This window comes from Buttiauxella sp. BIGb0471, from assembly GCF_024807715.1.
Classification (GTDB): domain Bacteria; phylum Pseudomonadota; class Gammaproteobacteria; order Enterobacterales; family Enterobacteriaceae; genus Buttiauxella; species Buttiauxella agrestis.
Genome location: NZ_JANUEU010000005.1, coordinates 261593 through 274626 on the forward strand (window position 1 = coordinate 261593; position 13034 = coordinate 274626).

At 53.7% G+C, this 13034-nt stretch carries 12 protein-coding genes; 5 read left to right on the top strand and 7 right to left on the bottom strand.

All coding sequences use genetic code 11. From position 1 onward, the window contains the following. Window positions 1-3: 3 nt before the first annotated feature. Window positions 4-1236: an allantoate deiminase gene (gene allC / locus M2371_RS17060; RefSeq protein ID WP_404979403.1), complete on the bottom strand. Its 1233-nt coding sequence runs from the start codon at window positions 1234-1236 to the stop codon at window positions 4-6. A gap of 15 nt (window positions 1237-1251) precedes the next feature. After that, on the bottom strand, window positions 1252-2301 hold the full coding sequence (gene allD / locus M2371_RS17065) for an ureidoglycolate dehydrogenase (RefSeq protein ID WP_172895336.1): 1050 nt from the start codon (window positions 2299-2301) through the stop codon (window positions 1252-1254). Between the two features lie 296 nt (window positions 2302-2597). Here allD and M2371_RS17070 point away from each other — a divergent pair, with 296 nt between their 5' ends. The 4 genes from M2371_RS17070 to M2371_RS17085 are packed head-to-tail and all read left to right on the top strand — an operon-like array spanning window position 2598 to window position 7261. Beyond that, the gene (locus M2371_RS17070) at window positions 2598-4259 is read left to right on the top strand and encodes an acyl-CoA synthetase FdrA (protein ID WP_259268255.1); all 1662 of its coding nucleotides are present in this window, start codon (window positions 2598-2600) and stop codon (window positions 4257-4259) included. A 9-nt stretch (window positions 4260-4268) separates the two neighbouring features. Beyond that, window positions 4269-5528, top strand: a complete 1260-nt coding sequence (locus tag M2371_RS17075) for a DUF1116 domain-containing protein (RefSeq protein ID WP_259268256.1) — start codon at window positions 4269-4271, stop codon at window positions 5526-5528. A gap of 2 nt (window positions 5529-5530) precedes the next feature. After that, window positions 5531-6340, top strand: coding sequence for a DUF2877 domain-containing protein (locus M2371_RS17080; RefSeq protein WP_259268257.1), 810 nt, complete (start codon window positions 5531-5533; stop codon window positions 6338-6340). Between the two features lie 18 nt (window positions 6341-6358). Next, window positions 6359-7261: a carbamate kinase gene (locus M2371_RS17085; protein WP_259268258.1), complete on the top strand. Its 903-nt coding sequence runs from the start codon at window positions 6359-6361 to the stop codon at window positions 7259-7261. Between the two features lie 31 nt (window positions 7262-7292). On the opposite strand, the gene mnmH is transcribed toward M2371_RS17085, so the two are convergent. The 5 genes from mnmH to ppiB all read right to left on the bottom strand — a co-directional run bounded on the left by mnmH (window position 7293) and on the right by ppiB (window position 11451). Further along, on the bottom strand, window positions 7293-8390 hold the full coding sequence (gene mnmH, locus M2371_RS17090; protein WP_259268259.1) for a tRNA 2-selenouridine(34) synthase MnmH: 1098 nt from the start codon (window positions 8388-8390) through the stop codon (window positions 7293-7295). Window positions 8391-8513: 123 nt separating this feature from the next. Further along, complete coding sequence (gene purK / locus M2371_RS17095; protein ID WP_259268260.1) at window positions 8514-9578, bottom strand: 5-(carboxyamino)imidazole ribonucleotide synthase; 1065 nt, start codon at window positions 9576-9578, stop codon at window positions 8514-8516. Next, window positions 9575-10084 (bottom strand): 5-(carboxyamino)imidazole ribonucleotide mutase, encoded by a 510-nt coding sequence (gene purE / locus M2371_RS17100; protein WP_172895329.1) that lies wholly within the window; start codon window positions 10082-10084, stop codon window positions 9575-9577. The genes purK and purE overlap by 4 nt, the downstream gene beginning before the upstream one ends. A 138-nt stretch (window positions 10085-10222) precedes the next feature. Continuing rightward, window positions 10223-10942, bottom strand: coding sequence for a UDP-2,3-diacylglucosamine diphosphatase (gene lpxH, locus M2371_RS17105; protein ID WP_172896167.1), 720 nt, complete (start codon window positions 10940-10942; stop codon window positions 10223-10225). Window positions 10943-10956: 14 nt separating this feature from the next. Beyond that, window positions 10957-11451: a peptidylprolyl isomerase B gene (gene ppiB, locus M2371_RS17110; RefSeq protein ID WP_034493843.1), complete on the bottom strand. Its 495-nt coding sequence runs from the start codon at window positions 11449-11451 to the stop codon at window positions 10957-10959. 189 nt (window positions 11452-11640) lie between these two features. On the opposite strand from ppiB, the gene cysS reads away from it, so the two are divergent. Further along, window positions 11641-13029 carry a cysteine--tRNA ligase gene (gene cysS / locus M2371_RS17115; protein ID WP_259268261.1) on the top strand — a complete coding sequence of 463 codons (1389 nt, stop codon included), beginning with the start codon at window positions 11641-11643 and terminating at the stop codon, window positions 13027-13029. The last annotated feature ends 5 nt before the right edge of the window (window positions 13030-13034 follow it).

Below are 13034 nucleotides of genomic sequence, written 5' to 3' on the forward strand. Positions count from 1 at the left end.
TCCTTATTCTTTATAAGCCAGTTCGTAAAGCATTAACGCCAGGGTTTTCACCCCTGCGGCCAAATCTTTTATATGTGTTGCTTCTGCGGGGTTATGGCTAATACCGCCAATGCTCGGCATGAAAATTAAACAGGTCGGTACCTGTGGGGCGAAAATTTGTGAATCGTGCCCGGCTCCGCTGTGCATCAGGCGATAATTCAGCTTTTCGGACTGGCAAATGGTTTCCAGTTTATCCACCAAATGCGTATCCATTGGTACCGGGGCTTCGTCCATCCACAAATCAATATCAATACCGATATTCATCTCATCACAAATACGGCGCATATCGGCCTCAAGCTCCCCGGTAAAGGCTTTGAGCAGGGCGGCATCGGTATGGCGGCAATCAATGGTGAAACAGGTTTTTCCTGGCACTACGTTCACGGTATTGGGCTGCGGTTCCACTTTGCCGAAGGTCAGCACCAGCGGGTCGCCCATCGCTTGTGCTTTTGCAATGCTTTCGTAGCAGATGCGGCTAAAGGCATGAACCGTGTCGCGGCGATAACTCATCGGCGTGCTGCCCGCGTGGTTTGACTCACCGCTCAACATCACGGTGTAGCGACGTTGGCCGACAATCGCGGTAACTACACCAATCTCTTGCTGATGGGTTTCCAGAATACGCCCTTGTTCAATATGCAATTCCACAAAGGTTTTGATATCAGCCCGTGGTTTTAGTGGGGCGGCGGCAAGGGTGAAGCCGCATTCACTCATCGCCTGAGTGAAAGGAATACCTTTGGCGTCTGAAATGTGGCGCACATCTTCAGGATCGGCCTGGCCGAAGATATTTTTACTGCCCCAGAATACGTAAGGGAAACGGCTCCCTTCTTCTTCTGCCAGCGCCACCATTTCTAAGGTGCGTAGCGGTGCGCCGTAGGTTTTATAAAGCCTGCGAATCGCAAGCCAGGCGGCTAAAGCACCAAACTGCCCATCCAGATTGCCGCCGTTAACCACGGAGTCAATATGCGAACCGCTCAGAATCACCTCTTCGGGGTAACGCGTGCCATTGATGCGGCCATATAAATTGCCCACTTCATCAAAGCGAGTTTGCAGACCATCTTGCTGCATGCGCGATTTAAACTGCTGTTGCGCTTCAAGCCACTGCGGGGAATAAAGCAAACGCGTTATTCCGCCGTCAGGTGCGGCACCAAAAGACGAAAGCCAGGGCAATGTTTCTTCTATGTCAGACTGAAACGAAGTCATGATTATTATCCTTAATTATTGCGCGAAAGGATTTTTGGTTTCATAAGAACGGGTATATAACGCATCGGAAATTAAATACTCGTAAATATCGTCAACGATCTCGATGCCTTCGCGCTCTGTCGTTTTCTCGTAAATATCCAGATTTTGACCAGGGTAATAAACTTGCGAGAATCCCGGAGCGGGTTTAACCGCATTTAATTGCTGCATGGTTTGCGTTATTGCTCTGCGGAAATAATCACTGCCGCCAAAATAGTCAGGATTAATCACAATATGTAATTGACCAAGATTACGTCCGGCACTTAAATCGTCATACATTGAGCTGACCTGTTTGCCAAACGGCAGGCCAAGCAAAATGCCGGAAAGCACATCAATCATCATCATCAGCCCGTAGCCCTTCGGCCCGGCGGCGGGCAATAAAGCATGAACGGCAAACGGATCGGTGGTCGGCTGGCCATTTTTATCTACCGCCCAGCTGTCTGGAATTGGCGTATTACGCGCCCGCGAGTCCAGAATTTTGCCCCATGCCTGCACGGTCGTTGCCATATCAAACGTGACAACATCATCGTTTTCACCAGGGGCCGCAAACGCCAGAGGATTCGTCCCGTAATAGATTTCTGCGCCGCCAAACGGCACCACCATCGGGTCGGACTGACAAACTGAAACCCCTACCAGACCGGCTTTTGCAGCCTGTTGCACAAAGTACGAAAGCGCACCGCTGTGACCCATGCTACGGATACCAACCACCGCCACGCCGTTCTCTTTCGCCATGCTGATGGCGTGTTCCATACCCAGTTTTGCCATCACCTGACCGGCGCCGTTGTCACCATGCAAAATGGCGGAGCATGGGCCAGTTTGTTCAAAGCGGATCTGCGGATTACAGTTTGTTCCACCCTGCGAGATGCGCTGTGCGTAGTATTCAACACGTACCGCCCCGTGAGAGTGAATCCCACGAGCATCGGCATAGACCAGCACTTCTGCCACGGTAGCCGCATGGTCTTTCTTGAGTCCGGCCGCGGATAATTTATTTATGATGAGCTGCTGGAGTGTTTCCCGACTGATTTTCATCTGTCTTCCTTTCTGTTACCCATAGAGCTTAATTCCGCCATAACATACCCGCTGGAATGATAAAAATTGTGATCTCAACAGGGTTATTTTTATTGTTAGAATTAATTTGAAGATGGCTGTGTTTTCTGTAATTAATTTTAATTAATAGATATGCAGATAATATTAAACAATTCCTGTGTGACTGTTTGAATAACTTTGCTAATAAATTTGTTGTGATATTTGTCACCTTAATTAATTCATTGAGGAAATAACCTGCAAGCCATTCAACAGGCTTTTTCGGTGATGAGGAATTATCAATGATTCACGCCTTTATTAAGAAAGGATGTTTTCAGGATTCGGTCAGCTTAATGCTTATTTCCCGCAAGCTGAGCGAAACCGAAGGTGTCGATGATGTTTCGGTAATGATGGGCACGCCTGCTAATAAGACGCTGCTCGAAAACACAGGCTTCTGGCATAAAGATTTTACTGGAGCAACGCCTAACGATATTTGTGTGGCCATTCGCAGTGAGAATGAAGATGCCGCGATTGTGCAGCTCATTTGCCAGCAGCTTGATTCTGCTCTGGAAAGCGCCGGACAGGCTAGCGGCAACGGGCAAAAACTGGTGCAGGCAAGGCGTTGGGAAAGTGCCTGCCAGAAGCTGCCTAAAGCCAATCTGGCGCTGATTTCCATCGCCGGGGAATATGCGGCACAACTCGCAAATCAGGCGTTGGACAGCGACAAGAACGTGATGATCTTCTCCGATAACGTCTCGCTTGAAGATGAAATCGCGCTGAAAACCAAAGCCCGCGAGAAAGGTTTGATTGTGATGGGGCCGGACTGTGGCACCACCATTGTCGCGGGTACGCCGTTGGCGTTCGCCAACGTGATGCCACAGGGCAACATCGGCGTGATTGGCGCATCCGGCACCGGTATTCAGGAACTGATATCACAAATCGCCCTCGGCGGCGAAGGGATCACCCACGCCCTGGGACTGGGCGGGCGTGATTTATCGGCGCAGGTGGGTGGCATTAGCGCCTTAACCGCTCTGGAAATGTTGAGCGCCGATGCGCAAAGTCAGGTGCTGGCCTTTGTCTCAAAACCCCCTGCAGAAGCGATTCGTAAAAAGGTCATTGCGGCGATGCAGGCGCAAAGCAAGCCGGTGGTGGCGCTGTTCCTCGGCCATAAATCAGCGCTCAAGCGTGATGGCAATATCTGGTTTGCTGACACCATCGACGAAGCAGCGCGTATCGCATGCTTGCTCGGCAGCGTTGAACGTGCGCGAGCGCTTTCACCCAATGTGGTCGGCGGCAAAATCAGCGGCTTGTTTACCGGCGGCACGCTGGCTGCGGAAACCGCCATGTTGCTGGCAGAACAACTCGGCGTGGAGGCAGACGACACGCATCATCACGGCACTATGCTGGATGCTGACGGCCACCGGGTCATCGATCTGGGGGATGATTTCTACACCGTCGGCAAACCGCATCCGATGATTGACCCGTCAACGCGTAATCAAATGATCAAAGACCTGGCAAACCAGCCGGAAGTCGGCGTGTTATTGCTCGATGTGGTGATCGGTTACGGCGCTCAGGAAAACCCCGCCGCTACGCTTGCCGAAGCGATTTGTGCGCTGAAAGCCAAACGCGCTACGCCACTGGCGATTATCGCCACGGTCACCGGAACGGAACAAGATCCGCAGTGCCGCTCTGGGCAGCGCGCCATATTGCGCGAGGCGGGCGTGATGGTGATGGACACCTTGCCGCAGGCCACGCAGCTTGCGAGTTCGCTTATCGCTTCCGCTCCCGCGCAAGCCGCGCAGTCCGCACCTTCGCTGCTCGATGGCGTGGCGGTCATCAACGCCGGGCTGCGCAGCTTTGCTCAGGATTTACAGGCGACATCTACCGCCGTGGTGCATTTCCAGTGGGCGCCGATTGCCGGTGGCAATCCTCATCTGGCCCGTTTATTAGCTCGTTTACAGTAAGAGGTTGTTATGACGACATCTGTGGCGCAAGCCAACACCGCAGTGATTGAACGTATTCGCAAAGCCCGCCCACACTGGCTGGATGTTAAACCTGCCGCATCGCTGATTAGCGTGCTAAATCGCGGCATGACGCTGTTACACGCCGGGCCGCCCATGGTATGGGAAAACATGACCGGGCCAATGAAAGGCGCCTGCATTGGTGCGTGCCTGTTCGAAGGCTGGGCGAAAGATGAAGCGCAGGCGCTGCAATTGCTGGCGGGGGGAGATGTCACTTTTGTGCCTTGCCACCACGTTAATGCCGTTGGCCCGATGGGCGGGATTACTTCGGCCAATATGCCGATGCTGGTGGTGGAAAATATCACTGACGGTAACCGCGCATACTGCAATCTGAACGAAGGTATCGGCAAAGTGATGCGTTTTGGTGCCTATGGAGAAGATGTACAGGCGCGTCATCGCTGGATGCGTGACGTGCTGGCTCCGGTATTGAGCGCCGCACTTTCGCAAATGGAACGTGGGATTGACCTCACCGCCATGATGGCGCAGGGCATCACCATGGGTGATGAGTTTCACCAGCGCAATATCGCGACCTCCGCATTGCTGATGCGCACGCTGGCACCGCACATTATCCGCCTGAATCACGATAAAGCCGAGCTTGCGCAAGTGATGGATTTCCTGAGCGTCACCGATCAGTTCTTCCTGAATCTGGCGATGGCATATTGCAAAGCGGCAATGGACGCCGGAGCGGAAATTAATGCGGGCAGCATTGTGACGGCGATGACGCGCAACGGGCATGAGTTTGGCATCCGAGTCAGCGGTCTGGGTGACCGTTGGTTCACCGCTCCCGTCAATACGCCGCAGGGGTTGTTCTTCACCGGTTATTCCCAGGAGCAGGCCAACCCGGATATGGGCGATAGCGCCATCACCGAAACCTTCGGCATCGGCGGCGCGGCAATGATTGCAGCACCCGGCGTGACGCGCTTTGTGGGCGCGGGCGGCATGGACGCGGCGCAGACCGTTTCCGAAGAAATGGCGGAGATTTTCCTCGAGCGCAATATGCAGCTCACGATTCCAGGGTGGGATTTCCAGGGCGCGTGCCTGGGGCTGGATATTCGTCGCATCGTCGAAACGGGGATTACGCCGCTCATCAACACCGGGATCGCCCATAAAGACGCGGGCGTTGGGCAGATTGGCGCGGGTACGGTGCGTGCGCCTCTGGCTTGTTTTGAGCAGGCGCTTGAGGCGCTGGCTGAATCTTTGGGTGTGGAATAAAAGTGAGCGAGTGCTTATTACCGTTGCTCGGGAGTCGCCAGGCTCCCGCATTCCGCCAGCTTTGGCGTGTCGCGGGAGTATACCCGCGCACCATCAATTTAGCCGCCAACGACGGCGCTTTGCTCACGCTGCACCGCGCCGGTGAAGGTGTCAGTCCGATGGGATGGGTGCTGCGCCATGACGATCATCAGCGCCTGCGGCTGGCACTTAAGCGTGATACCCCAATCAGCGTTACCGAAAAGGGGCTGAATTTAGCCGGATATCATCTGGTTGCACCGCAACGTGAGTGCTCGCTTCGCTTGCCGGACAACCCGGCAGAACCCAGTTTGCAAACCTCGCTGTTGTATTGCAATGCGGAAACCGGGCTTTATGGCCCGCTTTCTACGATTGCCAGCCAGCCGTTACCCGTGGAGTTACGCCAGTTTCAGCGTAGTTTCCGCGCGTCGCTTGCAGGCAAGGTGGTGAACTGGTGCCGGATGCTCGGGAAAGGGCCAGGTTTGACGCCGACCCACGACGATATTCTGGTCGGCATGCTGCTGGCAGGCTGGTATCACCGCAGATTAAGTGCAGAATGCGGCGCGCATTTTTTTGACGCCTCCGTTGATTTACGCGCGACGACAACGCAAGTGAGCGTTAACTATCTGCGCTTTGCCGCGCAGGGCGTGTTCTCCTCGCCATTGCTGCATTTTGCGCATTCATTAACTTCACCTGCTCGCCTGCCGTTTGCCACCCGGCAGTTGTTATCGCTGGGACACACTTCGGGCGCGGATACTTTGCTGGGTTTTTGGTTAGGGCAGCGGGTCGTGCTGTAACGTTGACAAGGAAATATGATGAAAACTTTAGTCGTAGCTCTTGGCGGGAACGCGCTGCTACAGCGTGGTGAAGCGCTGAGTGTGGAAAATCAGTACCGCAATATTGATAAAGTGGCGAGTGCGCTGGCGCGGCTGGCGAAAGATTTTCGCGTCGCGGTGGTGCATGGCAACGGCCCGCAGGTAGGGCTGCTGGCACTGCAAAACCAGGCGTATAAAGAGGTCGCGGCTTATCCGCTCGATGTTCTGGTGGCCGAAAGCCAGGGCATGATTGGCTATATGCTGGCGCAGCGTATGGCACAGCAACCGCATATGCCACCGGTCACCGCCGTGTTGACGCGTATGCTGGTGGACCGCCATGATCCGGCGTTTACATTCCCCGAAAAGTTCATCGGCCCGGTGTATTCCCCGGAGCAACAACCCGCCCTTGAAGCGCAGCACGGTTGGCTGATGAAAGCCGATGGCCGTTATGTTCGCCGCGTCGTGGCGTCACCAGCGCCGCTTAAAATTATCGACAGCGAAGCCATCGAACTGCTTTTAAAACATAACCATATGGTGGTGTGCAGCGGTGGCGGCGGGGTGGCGATGGTCGAAGGCAAAAATGGGCTGGAAGGTGTGGAAGCGGTGATTGATAAAGATCTGGCGGCGGCGTTACTCGCGCAACAGATTGACGCGGACGGGCTACTGATTCTGACCGATGCCGATGCGGTGTATGAAAGCTGGGGCACGCCACAGCAACGGGCAATTCGCCGGGCGACACCCGACGCGCTGGCACCGTTTGCGAAATCAGATGGTTCAATGGGGCCAAAAGTGGCGGCGGTCAGCAGTTTTGTTCGCCAACACCACAAACCAGCATGGATTGGGGCGTTGGATCAGATTGAACAGATTCTGGCGGGTGAAGCCGGAACCTGCATCGCAATGTAAGTTTTATGGCGGATGACGCAAGTTGTCCGCGTTACGTCCGGCTGCGCAGCCAGGATTCAACCTGGCTGTAGTCGCCACGAAACACAATATTTCCCGCTTTTTTGCTAAGCTGGTAACGATACATCGGGTCGTAATACGCTTCGAGCAGCGGCGCAAGCCACGCCAGATGCCCCTCAACGGAACCGGTTTTACGTTGCAATTCCAGCGCGTTATCCAGATGTTTGCTGAACTGAGCAAAACGCTCCAGCCCCAAACGACGACGGATAGCAAACAGGCCATGATGCAAATATTCGCCATAGTTTTGCCAGGCCGTTTCTTCGTCATGAATCGACAAAAACGCACTGCTCATTTGCTCGAAATATTCGGTTTTCAGGCGCTCTAAACGCTGCTCAAACGGGTCTTCAATCACCACAATCGGCGAGCGTAGCATCTGCTCTCTGAAGCATTCCGGGATATGGCGCGAGCCAATCATGCGGCCTTCATCTTCGATAACCCAGGTGACTTCGCCACCGTCACTTTTCTTCAGCAGGGTGACAGCCAGGTTATTTTCAAAGTTCGTTTGCGAGGGCTGTTCCACAATCGTGCGGCCAAATGAGGAACCACGATGGTGCGCCAACCCTTCAAGGTCAACGCCGGTTGGCAGCGAGCGAATCAGAATGGTTTTACCCCCGCCAGTGTTACCGCTGACCAAAATCATCGGCAAGCGTGAACGGGTTTCAATCACCTCCATTGCGTAATGGCGCAGTGCTTTATAACCGCCCTCGACCAGCGGATAGTCAACACCCGCTTCGCGTAACCATTGCTGAACCAGATGCGAACGCATCCCGCCGCGTGCGCAACACAGATAACCCTGCGGATTTTCGCGGCAGGCAGCAAGCCACTTTTGCAAACGCGCCTCACGGATTTCGCCATGAACCAGACTATGCCCTAATTTCACCGCCGCCTGCTGCCCATGCTGCTTGTAGCAAGTGCCTACGGCTGCACGCTCTTCATCGGTCATCAGCGGTAAATTCAGCGCGCCAGGCATCGCCCCCTGGCTGAATTCAACCGGTGCGCGCACGTCGATAAGCGCCGTACCGTTGCGCAGCAGATGGTCATAATCTTGAGTATCAGGACGAGCGTTTTGCATATAAAACCTTAGAGCGAGTGAGGCCAGAAACGCCGTGGATTGTGCGCTTTCGCGTATAGAAAAGAAAGGCTGGGGAATATGAGGGGCAGAGCGGGTGAGCAAAAATGCCACCCGCCGCTGTGTTTAGAACTTGCTTTGCGCCCAGGCAATGCCGCTGGCGTATTCCGCTGGAAGCAACGGTACCAGTGCCTCGAGAGAAGCGCTCAGTCTGCCGATATCGCTGTCGTTCAGGTTGAGATGGCCCACTTTGCGACCTTCGCGCACTTCTTTATCGTACCAGTGTAAATGAACCAGCGGCAGTTTCAGCCAGTCGTAATTCAGGTCGGTGCCGATAAGATTGACCATCACTGAAGGCGAGTTCACTACCGGTTGCGGCAGTGGCAGTTCCACAATCGCCCGCAGATGCAGTTCAAACTGACTGATGGATGCGCCGTTTTGCGTCCAGTGCCCGCTGTTATGTACGCGCGGCGCAAGCTCGTTAATCAGCAATCCGGCGGGAGTGATAAAGCACTCCATCGCCATCACGCCAACATAATTCAGCTCGTGCAAAATCGCCGAAAGCATGGCTTCAGCCTGTTGCTGCTGCTCAATGTTGGCCTGTGGGAAGACCACGCTGGTGCGCAGAATGCCGTCCTGATGCAGATTGTGCGTCAGCGGATAAAACACGGTTGTGCCATCGTGACCGCGAGCGCCTACTAACGAAACTTCACCCGAGAAGTTAATCCCTTGCTCAACGATGCACTCGCCATAGCAGTCTTCGGGCAACTGATCGGTTTCATGGCTGCGTAAACGCCACTGCCCGCGCCCGTCGTAACCGCCAACGCGGCGTTTCACAATGGCTAACTCACCGAGGTTTTCGAAAACACCCGCCCATTCATCACGGCCAGAGAGCAGTTGCCACGGTGCGGTGGCCAGTTCGAGCTTATCGAATAGCTGCTTTTGTGTCAGACGGTCGGCAATAATCGGGAAAACATCGCGATTCACAAATGCGTTATGACGCGCTAATTCGCGGGTGAGGGCGGTTTCAGGCCAGCGCTCAATTTCTGCGGTGATAACACTTTGTGCAAATGGCACAGCTTCAGGTTCGGCATCAAGGCCAACCGGATACACGGCGATGCCCAGCGGTTCACCCGCCTGGCGCAGCATTCTGCCTAATTGACCATTACCTAATACGCAGACGCGTTTCATGCATCACCCCGTGGATCCGGGTTTTCCAGCACTTCGTCAGTCTGACTTTGACGCCACGCTTGCAGGCGCTGATGCAAGCCGCTGTCATGCAGGGCAAGAATTTGAGCGGCCAGCAGCGCGGCATTCGCAGCACCTGCTTTGCCAATCGCCAGCGTGCCGACGGGAATACCACGCGGCATTTGCACAATAGAATAGAGACTGTCTACGCCGCTTAATGCCGCACTTTGAACGGGCACGCCCAGCACGGGGACCAGAGTTTTCGCCGCAATCATGCCCGGCAAATGTGCCGCTCCGCCTGCACCAGCAATAATCACCTGCAAACCGTTGTCGCTTGCTTGTTCGGCAAAACTGAACAGTTTATCGGGAGTACGGTGTGCGGAAACCACTTCTACATGGTGCGGGACATCAAGGGCGGTGAGGATTTCTGCGGCAAACTGCATGGTAGCCCAGTCACTTTTGGAACCCATGACAATGGCGATACGCGCTGGGGTCTGGTTGGAGGACATGCGTCTCAAAACTCCTGTGGGTATGCAAACATCACCGAACGTGGCTCGGTCGGTCAGAAGGGCTCAGAGAATACCATGAACATAGAGCAAGGAAAACGGTTGCGTGGTTAACAAAACGGCAAAAAGAGGTGATTTTGTTTAAAAGGAGAAAGGAATTAACTCTACGTCTTCGGCAGTGACTTTAATCATCGATCCCTGCGTGTGCCATGCGCCAAGCACGCAGCGAAACGCGGGTTTACCATTGGCTGAAATCGGATGAATTTCCGGGCGATGGGTATGACCGTGGATCATCCATTGCACCTGATGGCGTTCGAGGGCGTCGATAACCGCGTGCGGGTTCACATCCATAATTGCCATGGATTTACTGCTATTTGAGGCTTTGCTGTCAGCACGCATTTTGGCGGCGACGCGTCTGCGGATAAACAGCGGTAGGGCGAGGAATAACCATTGCAGCCAGGGCTGATGGACTTTTTTGCGAAATGCCTGATAACCGTGGTCGTCAGTACACAGCGTGTCGCCGTGCAGCAGCAATATTTTGCGGCCATACAGTTCAACGATTTTTTCTTCTGGCAGCAGCGTCATGCCGCTTAAACGGGCAAAGCGTTTGCCAAGCAGGAAATCCCGGTTGCCATGAATAAAGAAGCAAGGCACGCCAGAATCCACCAGGTCTTTGATCGCTAACGCGATTTGGCGGTGCAGCGGTTCCGGATCGTCGTCGCCAATCCAGGCTTCAAACAGGTCGCCAAGGATATAGAGCGCGTCTGCTTCCCGAGCGCGGCCTGCCAGAAAACGCAGAAAACCGGCGGTGATCGCCGGTTCTTCTGAACACAGATGTAAATCTGCGATAAAAAGCGTCATCGCCATCGGGCGAATTATTCGCTTACGGTTACGCTAGTGATAACCACGTCTTCTTTAGGAACGTCCTGGTGCATACCGCTGCGACCCGTGGACACGCCTTTGATTTTCTCTACTACGTCCATGCCTTCAACCACTTCGGCAAATACGCAATAACCCCAACCTTGCATGCTTTCGCTGCTGAAGTTCAGGAAATCGTTATCCGCTACGTTAATGAAGAACTGGGAGCTTGCAGAATGTGGCGCCTGGGTACGAGCCATTGCCAGCGTGCCCTTGGTATTTTTCAGGCCATTATTCGCTTCGTTTTGAATGGTGTCTTTGGTTTCTTTCTGCTTCATACCCGGTTCAAAACCGCCGCCCTGGATCATAAAACCGTTGATCACACGGTGGAAAATGGTGTTGGCGTAGAAACCTTCGCGGCAGTACTCGAGGAAGTTTTTAACAGTTTCTGGCGCTTTATCATCAAAAGTTTTGATTACGATATCGCCGTGATTAGTATGAAAAGTAACCATGCTGTGCATCCTATATTTAGTCAGACAGTGTTCCGGCAGACGGTGCCGCCACACAAGGTGGTTGTTATAGCATAACTGTACACTGTGAGTCAGTAAGCTATATCCTCGCAAAGCACACTGACTCTGGGTAAAATTATGGTTTAATATAGCCAATTGCACCATTTCGACACACTTACATGGAATCCCCTGATGTTAAAAATCTTCAATACAATGAGTCGCCAAAAAGAGGAATTCAAACCTATTCATGCCGGAGAGGTTGGCATGTACGTGTGTGGTATCACCGTTTACGATTTGTGTCATATCGGACATGGCCGTACTTTTGTTGCTTTCGATGTGGTTGCGCGTTACCTGCGTTTTATCGGCTATAAGCTGAAATACGTGCGCAACATTACTGATATCGACGACAAAATTATCAAACGCGCTAACGAAAACGGCGAAGATTTTGTGGCGCTGGTCGATCGCATGGTGGCTGAAATGCACACCGATTTCGACGCGCTGAACATTTTGCGCCCGGACAGCGAGCCTCGCGCCACCAAACATATCCCAGACATCATCGAAATTGTTGAACAGCTTATCGAGCGTAATCACGCCTATGTTGCCAGCAATGGCGACGTGATGTTCTCCGTGGAAACCGACGCGGATTACGGCAAGCTTTCGCGTCAGGATCTGGATCAACTGCAAGCTGGCGCTCGTGTTGAAGTCGAAGCGAACGTTAAACGTAATCCGATGGATTTCGTGCTGTGGAAGATGTCCAAACCGGGCGAGCCAAGCTGGCAGTCGCCGTGGGGTGAGGGTCGTCCAGGCTGGCACATCGAATGTTCGGCGATGAACTGCAAACAGCTCGGCAACCATTTTGATATTCACGGTGGTGGTTCAGACCTGATGTTCCCGCACCACGAAAACGAAATCGCGCAGTCCACTTGTGCGCACGGCGGCGAATACGTTAACACCTGGATGCACTCAGGCATGGTGATGGTCGATCGCGAGAAAATGTCCAAATCACTGGGCAACTTCTTTACCGTGCGCGACGTGCTGAAATATTACGATGCGGAAACCATTCGCTACTTCCTGATGTCCGGTCACTATCGCAGCCAGTTGAACTACAGCGAAGAAAACCTGAAACAGGCGCGTACTTCTCTGGAACGTTTGTACACTGCACTGCGTGGCACAGATTCAAATGTTCAGCCTGCTGGTGGCGAAGCGTTTGAAGCACGTTTCCGTGAAGCGATGGATGATGACTTTAATACGCCGGAAGCCTATTCCGTACTGTTTGATATGGCGCGTGAAGTGAACCGCCTGAAAACAGAAGATTTGGCTGCGGCAAATGGCCTGGCGGCGGCGTTACGCCAGCTTTCAGGCGTATTGGGCTTACTCGAGCAAGATCCAGAAACGTTCCTGCAAGGCGGTGCGCAGTCCGACGACAACGAAGTGGCTGAAATCGAAGCGCTTATCAAACAGCGTAACGATGCGCGTCAATCTAAAGACTGGGCGCTGGCAGACCAGGCTCGTGACCGCCTCAATGAAATGGGTATCGTGCTGGAAGACGGTGCGCAGGGTACCACCTGGCGTCGCAAGTAATTTTT